11 protein-coding genes, 2 tRNA genes, 1 rRNA gene and 1 pseudogene are annotated in these 15,415 nt (G+C 34.6%); 13 read left to right on the forward strand and 2 right to left on the reverse strand.

Features of this window, described 5'->3' with window-relative positions; genetic code table 11:
* Positions 1-163 precede the first annotated feature (163 nt).
* The gene (locus P5P90_RS12120; protein WP_278034926.1) at positions 164-1,501 is read left to right on the forward strand and encodes an FAD-dependent oxidoreductase; all 1,338 of its coding nucleotides are present in this window, start codon (positions 164-166) and stop codon (positions 1,499-1,501) included.
* Positions 1,502-1,571: 70 nt separating this feature from the next.
* Here P5P90_RS12120 and P5P90_RS12125 read toward each other — a convergent pair.
* Positions 1,572-3,096: pseudogene (locus P5P90_RS12125) on the reverse strand (helicase HerA-like domain-containing protein).
* Between the two features lie 365 nt (positions 3,097-3,461).
* Between P5P90_RS12125 and P5P90_RS12130 the strand changes: the two are divergent.
* The 7 genes from P5P90_RS12130 (at position 3,462) to P5P90_RS12165 (ending at position 9,994) form a co-directional block, all read left to right on the forward strand.
* Positions 3,462-4,280, forward strand: coding sequence for a MotA/TolQ/ExbB proton channel family protein (locus P5P90_RS12130; RefSeq protein ID WP_278034927.1), 819 nt, complete (start codon positions 3,462-3,464; stop codon positions 4,278-4,280).
* Between the two features lie 40 nt (positions 4,281-4,320).
* A complete protein-coding gene (locus P5P90_RS12135; protein ID WP_278034928.1) occupies positions 4,321-4,959 on the forward strand; it encodes an ExbD/TolR family protein in 639 nt (212 codons plus the stop codon).
* Positions 4,960-4,978: 19 nt separating this feature from the next.
* Positions 4,979-5,527 carry an ExbD/TolR family protein gene (locus P5P90_RS12140; RefSeq protein WP_278034929.1) on the forward strand — a complete coding sequence of 183 codons (549 nt, stop codon included), beginning with the start codon at positions 4,979-4,981 and terminating at the stop codon, positions 5,525-5,527.
* A gap of 40 nt (positions 5,528-5,567) precedes the next feature.
* Positions 5,568-6,380, forward strand: a complete 813-nt coding sequence (locus P5P90_RS12145) for an energy transducer TonB (RefSeq protein ID WP_278034930.1) — start codon at positions 5,568-5,570, stop codon at positions 6,378-6,380.
* A 232-nt stretch (positions 6,381-6,612) separates the two neighbouring features.
* On the forward strand, positions 6,613-7,521 hold the full coding sequence (locus P5P90_RS12155) for a PstS family phosphate ABC transporter substrate-binding protein (RefSeq protein WP_278034932.1): 909 nt from the start codon (positions 6,613-6,615) through the stop codon (positions 7,519-7,521).
* A 72-nt stretch (positions 7,522-7,593) separates the two neighbouring features.
* On the forward strand, positions 7,594-9,237 hold the full coding sequence (locus tag P5P90_RS12160; RefSeq protein WP_340696401.1) for a tetratricopeptide repeat protein: 1,644 nt from the start codon (positions 7,594-7,596) through the stop codon (positions 9,235-9,237).
* A gap of 124 nt (positions 9,238-9,361) precedes the next feature.
* Positions 9,362-9,994 (forward strand): 7-carboxy-7-deazaguanine synthase QueE, encoded by a 633-nt coding sequence (locus P5P90_RS12165; protein ID WP_278034933.1) that lies wholly within the window; start codon positions 9,362-9,364, stop codon positions 9,992-9,994.
* Between the two features lie 57 nt (positions 9,995-10,051).
* On the opposite strand, the gene P5P90_RS12170 is transcribed toward P5P90_RS12165, so the two are convergent.
* Complete coding sequence (locus P5P90_RS12170) at positions 10,052-10,756, reverse strand: class I SAM-dependent methyltransferase (RefSeq protein ID WP_278034934.1); 705 nt, start codon at positions 10,754-10,756, stop codon at positions 10,052-10,054.
* Positions 10,757-10,830: 74 nt separating this feature from the next.
* On the opposite strand from P5P90_RS12170, the gene P5P90_RS12175 reads away from it, so the two are divergent.
* From P5P90_RS12175 to P5P90_RS12195, 5 genes are all read left to right on the forward strand, one after another.
* A complete protein-coding gene (locus tag P5P90_RS12175; RefSeq protein ID WP_278034935.1) occupies positions 10,831-11,325 on the forward strand; it encodes a YkgJ family cysteine cluster protein in 495 nt (164 codons plus the stop codon).
* Between the two features lie 71 nt (positions 11,326-11,396).
* Positions 11,397-12,632 (forward strand): ABC transporter permease, encoded by a 1,236-nt coding sequence (locus P5P90_RS12180; RefSeq protein ID WP_278034936.1) that lies wholly within the window; start codon positions 11,397-11,399, stop codon positions 12,630-12,632.
* An 887-nt stretch (positions 12,633-13,519) separates the two neighbouring features.
* Positions 13,520-15,033, forward strand: a 16S ribosomal RNA gene (locus tag P5P90_RS12185).
* Positions 15,034-15,162: 129 nt separating this feature from the next.
* Positions 15,163-15,236: transfer RNA gene (locus tag P5P90_RS12190), tRNA-Ile, on the forward strand.
* A 101-nt stretch (positions 15,237-15,337) separates the two neighbouring features.
* A tRNA-Ala gene (locus tag P5P90_RS12195) sits at positions 15,338-15,414 on the forward strand.
* The last annotated feature ends 1 nt before the right edge of the window (position 15,415 follow it).

Genomic DNA, 15,415 nt, shown 5'->3' on the forward strand with positions numbered 1-15,415 from the left:
GTTTGGTATTTTTGCAAATGGTAAAATGATTTAGTTGCAAATTCGAAGTTGGGTTTTGGATATATCCAACAAAATATATATTTTCAAGCGGTAAAAACTATCCTTTTTCAGGCTTGTTCAAATAATAAATCAGTAATTTTGCCTACTTTTTATATAAAAAACAATGCAAACTCCCCAAAAAATAGCAGTTGTAGGTTCTGGTTTAGTGGGATCTTTATTAGCTATTTACTTAAAAAAAGCTGGTCATACAGTTCATATTTACGATAGAAGTCCGGATATAAGAAAAATAAAGTTTTCGGGTAGATCCATTAATTTGGCAATGTCAAACCGAGGTTGGAAAGCGCTAGATGGAGTAGGTGTAGGTGATGCAGTGCGAGAAATTGCTATCCCAATGGATAAACGTGCCATCCATCTGGTAGATAGTTTGAAGTTTCAAAATTACGGACAAGAGGGCGAATCTATCTATTCGATTTCGAGAGGAACTTTGAATCGTAAGATGATTGATCTTGCTGAAGCAGCAGGTGCTGAATTTTTCTTTGAACAAAGAATTTGGGATGTTACTTTGGCAACTGCGACTTTGCATATTGGTGAGACCGAAAGAGGCGAATGGGAAGAACGAAAATACGATATGGTTTTTGGTGCTGATGGCGCTTTTTCCAGAATTCGTCATCGTATGCAGCGTCAAAGTATGTTTAATTATTCTCAGGAATTTTTAAATATAGGTTACAAAGAATTGAATATTCCTGCTAATGCAGATGGTTCTCATAAATTAGATAAAAACTCATTTCATATATGGCCTCGTGGAGAGTATATGCTAATTGCGCTTTCTAATTTAGACGGAAGTTTTACTTGTACATTGTTTATGCCATTTGAAGGAGAAAATTCATTTGCTTCTTTAACAGATCGAAAAGAAGTGGAAGCCTTTTTTGAAAAGAATTTCCCCGATTCGGTAGAAGTGATTCCTAATTTAGCCGAAGATTTCTTTAAAAATCCCACCAGTACACTGGTTACAATGAAATGTTTTCCTTGGGCTTATACCGATAAAATTGCCTTAATTGGTGATGCTTGTCATGCCATTGTGCCTTTTTATGGTCAAGGAATGAATGCGGGTTTTGAGGATATTACGGTGCTTTATGAAATGATGGAGAAATATGGTGATGATTGGGAAAAAGTATTCTCAGAGTATGAAAAATCTAGAAAACCTAATGCTGATGCAATTGCTGAACTTTCGTATCGAAACTTTATGGAAATGAGTACAAAAACGGCGGATGATAAGTTTTTGTTGCAAAAGAAAATTGAAAAATGGTTTTCAGAAAAACATCCTGATAAATGGATACCTTTGTATAGTAGAGTGACTTTTAGTGATCGTCCATATGTAGAAGCGCTAGCATTGGGAGATTTTCAAAATACTATAATGGAAGAAGTTTTGAGAATGGAGAACATTGAAACGATTTGGGATAGTGAGCAAGTAGAAAATAAAATTTTAGAACTATTGCAATAAAAAAATAGCAATTTCAAAGTAGTTTTTGCTTTTCGAAATTGCTATTAATTTTTGGTATTGAAATCGTTCCTTATTTTTTAAGAATTTTTGATAGAATTCCAAAAGCACCTCTAATAAATGTGGCACTTGTGAGTACTTTTATCACCGATTTACCCACAATTTCTGTAGTACTAGGTTCTTGTCTGGTTTTTTTACTTTGTTCTATTTCTTCGGCTTCTCTTTTTTCTGTTTCTGTTTCTATTGTGGCAATTTTTTTATTGAGCATTTCATAAGCACTTTCGCGATCAACTTCTTCATTGTATTTTTTTACTAATTTAGATTTGCTTATAATTTCTTGTATTTCATTGTCTGTTAAAATATCCATACGACTCATAGGAGCTCTTAGCATGGTGGCAGCTAGTGGAGTAGGAATTCCTTTTTCATTCAAAGCTGTTACAAATGCTTCTCCAATCCCTAAACTGGTTAATATTTCGCTGGTGTTATAAAAATCAGAAGTTGGATAATTATCGGCAGTTTGTTTAATAGCTTGTCTATCATTGGCGGTAAAAGCTCTCAAGGCATGTTGAATTTTAAGTCCTAATTGTGCCAAGATACCACTAGGAACATCCATTGGATTTTGAGTGATGAAATAGATTCCAATCCCTTTTGAGCGAATCAATTTCACAATGGTTTCAATTTGTTCTAATAGCGTTTTGCTTGCTTCTTTGAATAGTAAGTGTGCTTCATCAATGAAAATGACTAATTCTGGTTGATCTGTATCTCCCTTTTCAGGCATTTGTTGGTATACTTCGGCTAATAAACTAAGCATGAAAGTTGAGAATAATTTGGGTTTATCTTGAATGTCGGTCAGGCGAAGGATATTGACATAGCCCTTTCCGTTTTCGTCTATTCGCATTAAATCATCAATTTCAGAAAGATCTTTCCCCAAAAAACAAATCGCCACCTTGTTGTTCTAGTTCGATTATTTTTCGGAGGATGATTCCTGTGGTAGAAGTGGATATTTTTCCGTAGCTTTCTGTGATTTCATCTTTGCCTTCTTCTGTAATGTAGTTGATGACTTTTTTGAAATCTTTCAAGTCTAGCAATGGCATTTTGTTGTCATCACAATATTTAAATAGGATAGCAACTACACCGGCTTGTGTATCGTTTAAATCTAGAATTCTAGAAAATAAAACGGGGCCAAATTCGGAAATAGTCGCTCTAAGACGGACTCCGCTTTGTTCTGATAGGCTCAATAATTCAACGGGGAAAGAGGTGGTTGTGTAAGGAATGTTGATTTTTTGGTGTCTTTCGGTGATAAATGATTTTTCTTCACCTTCTTTTGCAATACCGCTAAAATCACCTTTAATATCCATCATTAATACAGGAATACCATAAGTTGATAGCTGTTCAGAAAGAACTTGAATGGTTTTAGTTTTTCCTGTTCCGGTAGCTCCAGCAATTAAGCCGTGTCTGTTTAATGTTTTTAATGGAACTTTTATTTGTGCTTTAGGAATAGTTTGTCCATCCAGAATGGCAGTTCCTAGTAATATGCTTTCACCTTTGAATTCGTGCCCCAGGTTGATTGTTTGGATGAAATTTTCAATAGTATTCATAGGAATTTTGTTGTTTCGGTTTTAGTAATTGTTTTTAAATGGTATAATTGTGTGCTTCTTTTTATTTTTTTTGTAATTTTAAGTGTTTTTATTTGTTAAATGTGAAAAAAAGTCATTTTTTTATTTGTTGAAATATTATTATATAAATCAGCTATTTGACATGTAATTTTATTAATATCTCCGAAAAAACATAATCATATTAATAAAAAAACAAACCTAATATTTCTTAAGTGTTAATTTTTGTTTGGATAGTTTGAATATAACGAAAAAAATTTTTTTATTTGAACGAAACCTATAAATTTGCGCAACTACAAGTTAATTATAACTAATATAAATTATTTAAAACTATTAAAATTTAAAAAAAAATGGCAAACGTTAAAAAAGAGAGCAGTTCAAAAGGAGGAGGAATGATTTCAGGAATCATTATTTTATTATGTGTGGCGGTTGGAGTTGTGATTTGGAAATTCATCATGGGATCTCCTGCTAACTTTGAGGGTGGAAATCCTGAAACTGGACACCCAATTAATACTTTAGGACAAGTTTACAAAGGAGGATTCATTGTACCTGTATTATTAGGTATGTTGTTAATGGTAATTACTTTTTCATTAGAAAGATTTTTTGTAATTACTAAAGCTGCTGGAAAAGGAAACTTAGACGCTTTCATGTCAAATGTTCAAGCTAGTATCAAAGGTGGTCAAATTGAAGAGGCTATTGCTGCTTGTGATAAACAACAAGGTTCAGTAGCAAACGCTATTAAATCTGCTTTGGTAAAATACCAAGATGTTAAAAAAGAAGGATTCAATAGTGAAGAAGCTTCTGAAACTATCCATAAAGAAATCGAAGAGGTTACATCTCTTGAGATGCCAATGTTAGAGAAAAACATGACTATTATTTCTTCTTTAGTATCTTTAGGAACTCTTGGAGGGTTATTAGGAACTGTATCGGGGATGATTAAAGCGTTTGGTGCGTTAGCTTCTGCTGGAACTCCTGACCAAGCTGCTCTTGCAACAGGTATCTCTGAGGCACTTATCAATACTGCAACAGGTATCTCGACATCTATCTTAGCTATTGTGGCTTACAACTTCTTTACTGCAAAAATTGATGATTTAACATATTCAATTGACGAAGCAGGTACTACAATTGTAAATACTTACAGAAAATTTAGAGGAAGTTTAAAACAATAATCATTTTGATATAATTGTATCAAAATAAAAAATACAAAGAATGGCTAAAATAAAAATGAAAAAGAAGTCGACATCGACAGATATGACTGCGATGTGTGACGTTGCGTTTCTTTTGCTTACCTTCTTTATTTTGACAGCTACAGCTAAAGTTCCTGAGGCGTTGCCTGTGGATACACCAGCGTCTACTGTACAAACAAAATTACCGGAGTCTGATTTAGCAACTTTAACAGTTGGTAATAAAGATGGAAAAGATAAAATTTTCTTTGATTTAAAAGGTAGAGATGTTCGTAAAAGAACCCTAGAATTAATGGGGGATAAGTATGGTGTGACTTTTTCTGAAGAAGATAAAGAGAAGTTTGCTTTAATGACTGATTTTGGAGTGCCAATTGCTAGTCTTAAGCAAATAATTGATATGAAGTCTTCTGATCGTGTTAAGGCTGAACAGCCGGGTATACCGATGGATTCAACGGACAATCAATTAAAAGAGTGGATTTATAATGCTCGTATTGCTAACAATGAATTTAATAATGCAAAAGGTAGCAAACAAGAATTACAAATCGCGATTAAAGGTGATGCTAAAGAAGAGTATCCGGTTATTAAAAAAGTAATGGATATTTTGCAGGATCAACATATCAATTCTTTTAGTTTGGTAACAGGATTGAGAGGAAAAGATTTTTAATTTAAAAAAATATACTAAAATGGCTGAATTAAATACCGACAGTGGTGGTGATAAAGGCGGCAAGGTAAGAAGTAAGAAGCAGAGTTCGAAGGTGGATTTAACTGCCATGGTGGATTTAGCGTTCTTATTGATCACTTTCTTTATGCTTACTACCTCGTTGTCAAAACCTCAAGCAATGAGTTTGGGCTTGCCAGATAAAGATCCAAATGAAAAGGTTGATGATATGAAAGTAGATGAAAATCGTACTATGACTATTTTGTTAGGAGATAACGATCAAATGTACTTTTACATGGGTATTATTAATACACCTATGGCACCAAAACTTATCGCTTATGGTAAGGATGGGATTCGTAAAGAATTGATAAAGAGAAAAAAAGAAGTGGCTGCTTACACTGCTTCTAAAGGAAAGCCTGAACAAGGTATGATTGTAATTATCAAACCTGGTAAAAAATCAAATTACAAGAACGTAGTAGATGTATTAGATGAGATGGCAATTAATTCAATTCCTACCTATACTATCGTTAACGATTTTTTACCGGACGAACAAAAATTGTTAGAGGGAAAATAAGAGCAATCTTGTTTTCTTAATAACCTAATAATTAAGAAAAATGAAATTAGACATATTAAAAAACCAATGGGTTGAGATTGTTTTCGAAGGTCGTAATAAACTTTATGGAGCTTACGATTTGAGAAAATCTAACCGCAAGACTACTGTTAAGGCCCTTCTTATTGGTGCTTTCTTCTTTAGTTTAGCTGTTAGTGCTCCTCTTATCATTAGTTTGATTCCTAAATCTACTGATGATGAAGACAACTCTATCAATGAGGTAAAGCTTACAAATGTAAAGTTACCTCCAAAGAAAGTGGAACCGCCTAAGTTAAATGCACCACCGCCGCCACCACCTCCACCAGCAGTAGATCAGGTGAAGTTTGTTAAACCTGTGGTTGCTAAAGCTGAAGAAGTAGTTGAAGAACCACCTAAGATTGAAGAAATCAAAGATAAAAAAACAGGTACGGAAACAATTAAAGGAGATCCAGATGCTGCTTTAACTGTAGCTCCAGCTGGAAATGGTCCTAAAACATCTCAAGTTGTTGAGGAAGTAGATGATCAAGTATACAATACTGCAGGTATTGAGGTAAAACCTGAATTTCCAGGTGGTATGGAAAAGTTTTATTCTTTTGTGGGTAAAAACTATCGTACTCCTGAAGAAGAAGGTTTGAAAGGTAAAGTGTATGTTACTTTCGTAGTTGAGAAAGATGGTTCGTTAACAGATATTAAAGTTTTAAGAGATATTGGTTACGGAACAGGAAAAGAAGCTATAAGAGTGTTGCAAAAATGTCCAAAATGGAATCCAGGTATTCAAAATGGAAAGCCAGTTAGGGTACTTTACTCTTTACCGATTTCTATTCAAAGTGCAGAATAATGCTACGAAAATTTATTACAAATATTCAAAAGAAATCGCTCAAAGAGCGATTTCTTTTCGTTATAGGCATTTTGTTTTTTCTACTCTATTTCATATTGGGACTTATAGTTATTTTTATGAAAAATTTGCCTATAGCCTTACCTACCAATTATAGATTGGCTTTTGGAGCACTTTTAATTGTGTATGCTTTTATTCGTTGTGTCAGAATTATTAATGATAATAAAGAAGAAGAATGAAAAAAATCGTGTTGTTAGTTGTAGTTTCTGTTTTTTCTGTTTTTGCGTTATTTGTTTCTTGTAAACAATCCGAAACAAAAAAAGAAAAAGAGTCGATTTTGAAGGGTAAGATTACAATTTTAGTTGATGAGACTGTTAAGCCTCTGATTGAAGATCAGATAGCCGTATTTGAAAGTACCTACAATGCTAAAATTACTCTTGTGGCTAAATCTGAAAAAGAATTATTGCAATCTTTCATGAAAGATACATCTGGAGTTGTAATTCTTTCTAGACCATTAGATTCGACAGAAATTAAATTTTTTGAACGCTCTAAAATTAAACCAAGAGTTACTAAATTTGCTACAGATGCAATTGCTTTAATCTCTAATAAAAAGGATTTGGATAGTTTAATTGCTTTAAATGATGTTGTATCTTTTTTAAAGGGTAATTCTCAATCTAGAATAAAGGGTTTAGTTTTCGATAATCCAAATTCTAGTACTGTTCGCTATTTAACAAATCTCTCAGGTGTGCAGCAAGTGCCTCAAAAAGAGGTTTATTCATTTAAATCAAATGAAGAAGTAGTGAAATTTGTTGCCGAAAATGATGGTATGATTGGAGTAGTAGGTCTTAATTGGTTATTACAACCTTCTTCTGAAATTAAAGGTTTTTTAACTAATATTAACGTTTTAAACGTTGAAGGTTTGAATAAAAAATCTTATTTTGCACCAACTCAAAATAATCTAGCAGAGGGAACTTATCCTTTGGCACGTGATTTGTTTATTGTTAACTGTCAAGGAACAACAGGTTTAGGAATGGGATTTGCTTCTTTTTTAGCCGGTGAAATAGGGCAAAGAATTGTTTTAAAATCAGGTATGTTGCCTGCTGTAATGCCTGGTAGAAAAATTTTGATTAAGAATAGAATATAGTGTTGCGCTAAGAAACAATGAAAATGAATAAATTAAATAAAATTAAAATGAACAAATTTAAAATTTTAAGTATTGCTTTTTTCTTCTGCTTTTGCTGTACAGGCACAAGATATTAATGAAGTAAAAAAACAAATTGATGCTGAACAATTCCAAAAGGCTAAAACGTCTTTAAAATCTATAATTAAATCTAATCCATCTCAAGGTAAAGCTTATTTCCTTTTAGGTAATATTTATTTAAATCAGAGTGTATTAGATTCTGCTAAAATCTCTTATGATGAAGGTTTAAAAGCTAAAGAAGCAGCACATTTTAACTACATTGGCTTGGGTCAATTAGATTTAGAAAAAAATGATGTAACCGCTGCTAAAGCTAAGTTTGAATCTGCGAAAAGTGAAATGCGTAAAAAAGACTTTGAGGAGTTGGTTTATATTGCAAGTGCTTATATGAATAATGCTCATCCTGATTACAAAGCTGCTTTGGCTACTTTAGAGTTGGCAAAAGAAAAGAATGCTGCTGAACCACAAGTTCTATTAGCTTTAGGAGATGCTCATTATGGTGATAAAAATCAAAATGAAGCATTCTCAGCATATCGTAATGCTTTTCAGGCTGATAATTCTTTAATTAGAGCTAAAGTTCAATTAGGTGTTTTGTTGAAAGGTGCAAAAGCATACAAAGAAGCTGTTGCTGCTTATAATGAAGTAATTGCATTAAGTCCGAACTATGGTCCTGTTTATAGAGAATTAGCGGAGACTTATTATTATTGGGCATTGAATGTTCCTGGTCGTTATGATCAATATATGAAAGAGGCTTTGTCTTTTTATGAAAAGTATATGGCAATGACGGATTATTCTTTAGCTTCTCGTATGCGTCATGCTGATTTCTTGATTTTAGCAAAAGATTATAAAGCACTTGAAATCGAAGCTAATAAGATGAAGGAATTGGACAAAGTAAATCCAAGAATTTTAAGATATTTAGGTTATGCAGCTTATGAAAATGGACATATTGATGATGCAATTGCTTCTTTGCAAGAATTTATCAATAATCCATCTAATAAAGTTATTTCATTAGATTATTTATATTTAGGTCAAGCCAAAATTAAAAAAGGAACAAATGCTGATGAATCTGCAATTGACCCTACATTATTTCAAGAAGGAGTTGGTTTAATTAAAAAAGGCGCAGAACTTGAGCCTTCAGTGGTTGATGGTTTAGGAGAGTTTGGTCAAAATTTATATTCTAAAAAAATGTTTAAAGAGGCGGCTGCTATTCTTGAGTTAGCAACTTCATATAAAGAAAGTAAATCGTTCTTGCTTGACAATTATTATTTAGGTAACTCTATTTACTTCGCTAATGCTGGTAAAGCTGTTGCTGATAGAGATATGGAGGCATTGAAAAAAGCAGATGTGGCTTACGGAAATGTTTTGACAGCTTCTCCAGAAACTATTGATGCTTATATTTCTCGTGCAAGAACAAATAGTTTGTTAGAAGATGATCAAGCGATGATTAAGTATTATCAAGAGTATATAGATCATGTAAATGCTAAAGGTGCTGAGGAATTAGCTAAGCCTACTGTTAAAACTAAATTAGTTGAAGCCTACAGTACGATGGGGGCTGGTTATGCTAATTTTGATAAAGCAAAAGCAATAGAGCATTTTAATAAAGCTTTAGAGATTGATCCTGCAAATAAATATGCAATACAAGCACTTAAATCACTACAATAGTTGATTAAAAAAAATAATTGAGGCCAGTAGCAATACTGGCTTTTTTTATGGTTCGTTGTTAAGCAATTCATAAATTAAACAAACCCAATGCAAAATATGTATCTTTGCACCCTAAATTATTAAAATGCTATCAAAAGAAATTCAATTAGAAGTAAATAAAGGTGCGATGTTACCTTTAATGGAGGAGTTTTATACCATACAAGGTGAAGGATTTCATACGGGAACAGCAGCTTATTTTATAAGAATTGGAGGTTGTGATGTAGGTTGTCATTGGTGTGATGTAAAAGAAAGTTGGAATGCTGAGTTACATCCTCCAACAAAAATTGAACAAATTGTAGATAATGCAGCTAAATATGCAGACACGATTGTGATTACTGGTGGTGAACCTTTAATGTGGGACATGAGTTTGTTGACTTCGAAATTAAAAGAAAGTAATTTAAGAGTGCATATTGAAACATCAGGTGCTTATCCTTTATCAGGAACTTGGGATTGGATTTGTCTTTCTCCTAAAAAAAATAAATTACCCACCGAAACCGTTTATGATAATGCTGATGAATTGAAGGTGATAATTCATAATAAGCATGATTTTATTTTTGCAGAAGAACAAGCTGAGAAAGTAAATAGTAATGCCAAATTGTTTTTGCAACCAGAATGGAGTAAAAAAGAAGAAATGACTCCGTTAATTGTAGATTATGTTATGAATAATCCAAAATGGAGAGTTTCACTTCAGACGCATAAATACTTAAATATTCCTTAAGTACATTGAGATAAAAACCAGAAAGTAATCTTTTCTGGTTTTTTTGTGCGCTAAAATTTAGAGGGTTAATTTTGCTAAATAATCATAATGTTCTCCTTCTAAAATTAATTCACATTGGAGTCCGTTGTCTAAAGCGGCATTTTGTAGAGTATTGTAATCAAGGTATAACCAAGGGAAAGAATCTTCAGTTTCTCCTTTGTAGCTTATAGTGAATTCTAATTCACCATAATAACCATTGGCTGGAACTTCAAAAGCACCATCTTCATCTTGGTCAAACATATAAATAATATCGGAGCTGTCAATTAAGATTTGTCCACCCGGATTTAATAAAGATTTTAGTTTTTGAAGAAATTTAGGAGTGTTTTCTAATGTTCCAAAAATCCCTGTTCCATTCATTAGGAGTAAAATGCTGTCGAATTTTTCATTTTCTATAGTTAAGATGTCCTGAACAAAAGTCTTTTGAATACCTCTAAGTTTGCATGTTTTGATTGCATTAGCCGATATATCAATTGCAGTTGTGTCAAGTTGCTTGTGGTTTTGAAGATATAAACTATGACTTCCTGCTCCGCATCCTACATCCAGTATTTTGCCTTTTGCGAGCTCTAATGCTTTCTGTTCAATAGCGGGCATTTCATCAAAGCTTCTAAATAAATAAGCAATGCTCATTTCGTCTTCTTCAGAAATCGTAGTTTCAGTAATAATATTTTGAGGTGAATTATTGGTTTGGTAATCAAGAATAGCTTTGCCAAAAAGGTCTTTCATTGTATTATGATTCAAAGTTTATGGTTTAAAGTTTAAAGTTGTTTAATTTTGCTGTTCAATTTTAAATTTTAAACTTGAAAGAAATTTTAAATAACTTAAATAAGTTGGCCAAAGATAAGCAAGTTGAAAACAAAAAGTATTTCGATAAGCTTAAAAAGAAAGCGCCTAAGAATTTAGATTATATCATGCAAGATTTGCATGATGCTGAATTTGAAAAAACGGATTGTTTACAATGTGCTAATTGTTGTAAAACAACCGGGCCTTTATTTACATCGGCAGATATTGAACGAATCTCAAAACATTTGCGTCAAAAACCGCAACAGTTTATCGAACAATATTTGCGAATTGATGAGGATAATGACTATGTTTTGCAAAAAGTACCTTGCTCTTTTTTGGATACAGATAATACTTGTTTTATTTATGATGTCCGTCCTAAGGCTTGTCGTGAATTTCCGCATACCGATAGGAAGAAGTTTCAACAAATAACCAATATTACTTTAAAGAATATTCCAATTTGTCCCGCAGTATATAATATTGTAGAAGAAATGAAAAAGAAAATGCCTCTTTAATGTTTATTTATTATGTGGTTAGCTAAGAATAAAACTGTATTTTTGAACATCAATTTCGCAAACCAAATCAATTGAATCTAGAATACTTTATTGCTAAAAGGCTTATTACTGCAAAGGATAATAAAAGTAGTATATCAGCGCCAATTATAAAAATTGCTATTTCGGCTATTGCTATCGGTATGATCATGATGATTGTTTCGGTGGCAACTGGAATTGGTCTTCAACAAAAGATTAGAGAGAAAATTTCAGCATTCAACGGACATATTATTATTGCTAATTATGATAATAATCAATCCGATGCTACTTTGGTTCCGGTTTCTAAAAATCAAAAATTTTATCCCAAGTTTACTTCTGTGCCCGATGTGGATCATATACAGGCTGTAGCAACTAAGGCGGGAATTATTAGAACTGCTGATGCCTTCGAAGGAATAGTTTTTAAAGGGGTCGGTGCTGATTATCGTTGGGATAATATTAAGGAGTATTTAGTGTCGGGTAGATTACCTAATCTGTTAGCTTCACTTAATCCGGAAGTAATTATTTCTCAATATCTAGCTAACAGATTGAAATTGAAAGTAGGTGACGAGTTCAATACTTTCTTTATGAAAGAAGGTCAAAATAAATTGCCAAACATAAGACGTTTTAAGATTGTAGGGGTTTTTAGTTCGGGTTTCCAGGAATTTGATGCTACTTATGTTTTGGGTGATATAAGGCATGTTCAAAGAATTAATAAATGGAAGTCTGATCAGATTGGTGCTTTTGAAGTTTTTGTAGATGATTTTGATAATATCAGTACGGTAGGCGAACAAGTGTATGAGCATACAGCTTCAACTTTGGATTCCCAAACTATAGTGCAGAAATACAGTTATATTTTTGAATGGCTTCAGTTGTTCGATTTTAATATTGTGGTGATTCTTATCGTGATGATATTGGTAGCGACTATTAATATGGTAGTTGCTTTGTTGGTTTTGATATTGGAGCGTACTCAAATGATTGGGATTATGAAAGCAATTGGAGCAAATAATTGGTCAATTCGAAAAATGTTTCTCTATAATGCATCTTATTTAATATACAGAGGATTGTTGTGGGGGAATCTTATTGGTGTTGCAATTCTTTTAATTCAAAAGTATTTTGGGGTTGTAGAACTTAATCCTGAAAATTACTATGTAAACGAAGCGCCTGTATATATAAATGTCTTTTATATTTTACTATTAAATGTTTTGACAGTTGTGGTTTGCTTTGTGGTTTTGCTGATACCTTCTTATATTATTACAAAGATTACTCCTGTAAAAGCAATACGTTTCGATTAGAATCTTACATAAAAATAAAAAGCAAGAGGTTAAAACGGTTTGTATGCTGTTTTAGCCTCTTTTTCTTTGGAGCTATTTCCCGCTATTCATTTCAATCTTATTGTTTTTAAAGAAAAAACAATAAGGATTTCCATTTCTATCAAGGCTAGGGCAGTTGCTTAAAATGCTGTTTCTACAGTTATATAATGTAAAATCCTTTGTGTTCTTTGGTTTTCTTAAGTGACTTATGTGTTTAAAATCTCTTTTTCTACTATGAAGTATAGTAATATCTGTTTTTTCTTAGTGTTCTTTGCTAAGAAACTTTCCGCTCTTTGCGGTTAAAGTAATGTCTTAAACTCCAAATTCCTACAAAACCGAAAATTTCTTAAAAATTAAACTTCATGTTATCAGTTGATTAAAAAATAAACCAAAAATAGTTTCAAAAAGGTCTTGTTTAATCGAATAAAGGTTCTACTTTTGCACCCGCAACAGCGAAAACGTTCTATTAAATACTGGCAGGCTAAGAAGAATGATTCGGACGAAAGTTTGAAAAAAAAGTTTGAAAAAAGCTTGTGAGATTTGAAAAAGCGATTTACATTTGCACCCCGCAAAACACGCAAAGTTATTTGAGATATTGACAAGAGAAAAGGAGTTAAGTTTCGGTAAATAAATCGAAAAAAAAACTTTAAATTTTTCTTGTGAGTAAAGAAATAAGTTGTAGTTTTGCAGCCGCTTTGAGAGACAAGCGAAAAACAAAAAGACACGTTCCTAGACATATTGAATTGACAGCCGTCTCGTTTTAAAAACGGGACAAAAAAAATAAGAGTAATAGAATCGCGAGATTTGAATAAACCGATAGTAACTTGGAGTCAATATAAAACAAGAACTTTTATAAGTTCAAACAATATACGATGAAGAGTTTGATCCTGGCTCAGGATGAACGCTAGCGGCAGGCTTAACACATGCAAGTCGAGGGGTATGCCGATTTATCGGCAGAGACCGGCGCACGGGTGCGTAACGCGTATGCAATCTACCTTTCACAGAGGGATAGCCCAGAGAAATTTGGATTAATACCTCATAGTATAGCAGTTTCGCATGAAACCACTATTAAAGTTCCAACGGTGAAAGATGAGCATGCGTCCCATTAGCTAGATGGTAAGGTAACGGCTTACCATGGCTACGATGGGTAGGGGTCCTGAGAGGGAGATCCCCCACACTGGTACTGAGACACGGACCAGACTCCTACGGGAGGCAGCAGTGAGGAATATTGGTCAATGGACGCAAGTCTGAACCAGCCATGCCGCGTGCAGGATGACGGTCCTATGGATTGTAAACTGCTTTTGTACGAGAAGAAACAACATTACGTGTAATGTCTTGACGGTATCGTAAGAATAAGGATCGGCTAACTCCGTGCCAGCAGCCGCGGTAATACGGAGGATCCAAGCGTTATCCGGAATCATTGGGTTTAAAGGGTCCGTAGGCGGTTTAGTAAGTCAGTGGTGAAAGCCCATCGCTCAACGGTGGAACGGCCATTGATACTGCTAGACTTGAATTATTAGGAAGTAACTAGAATATGTAGTGTAGCGGTGAAATGCTTAGAGATTACATGGAATACCAATTGCGAAGGCAGGTTACTACTAATTGATTGACGCTGATGGACGAAAGCGTGGGGAGCGAACAGGATTAGATACCCTGGTAGTCCACGCCGTAAACGATGGATACTAGCTGTTGGGGGCAACTTCAGTGGCTAAGCGAAAGTGATAAGTATCCCACCTGGGGAGTACGGGCGCAAGCCTGAAACTCAAAGGAATTGACGGGGGCCCGCACAAGCGGTGGAGCATGTGGTTTAATTCGATGATACGCGAGGAACCTTACCAAGGCTTAAATGTAGATTGACCGTTTTGGAAACAGAACTTTCGCAAGACAATTTACAAGGTGCTGCATGGTTGTCGTCAGCTCGTGCCGTGAGGTGTCAGGTTAAGTCCTATAACGAGCGCAACCCCTGTTGTTAGTTGCCAGCGAGTCATGTCGGGAACTCTAACGAGACTGCCAGTGCAAACTGTGAGGAAGGTGGGGATGACGTCAAATCATCACGGCCCTTACGCCTTGGGCTACACACGTGCTACAATGGCCGGTACAGAGAGCAGCCACTGGGCGACCAGGAGCGAATCTATAAAGCCGGTCACAGTTCGGATCGGAGTCTGCAACTCGACTCCGTGAAGCTGGAATCGCTAGTAATCGGATATCAGCCATGATCCGGTGAATACGTTCCCGGGCCTTGTACACACCGCCCGTCAAGCCATGGAAGCTGGGGGTGCCTGAAGTCGGTGACCGCAAGGAGCTGCCTAGGGTAAAACTGGTAACTAGGGCTAAGTCGTAACAAGGTAGCCGTACCGGAAGGTGCGGCTGGAACACCTCCTTTCTAGAGCCTTAGTTTTAGCCAAGTGCAGGCTAAGGATAAAGATGAAAAGGTACTAAAGGTCAAAAATTAAGATTGTATTACTCTTGCTGTTAATTTAAAAAAAGAATAAAGAATTTAAGTAAAAAACAGAGTCTCGTAGCTCAGCTGGTTAGAGTACTACACTGATAATGTAGGGGTCGGCAGTTCGAGTCTGCCCGGGACTACTTTTTAAACTTAAATAGGAAATTTTAGAGGTTGAGTTACACTTAAAGTGAACCGTTTCAAAAAACTGTTAACTTATAACTGTTAACTGACAACTAGATACGGGGGATTAGCTCAGCTGGCTAGAGCGCCTGCCTTGCACGCAGGAGGTCAACGGTTCGACTCCGTTATTCTCCACCAA

Origin of the sequence: Flavobacterium nitratireducens (assembly GCF_029625335.1) — a bacterium.
In the GTDB taxonomy this organism is placed as follows: Bacteria; Bacteroidota; Bacteroidia; order Flavobacteriales; family Flavobacteriaceae; genus Flavobacterium; species Flavobacterium nitratireducens.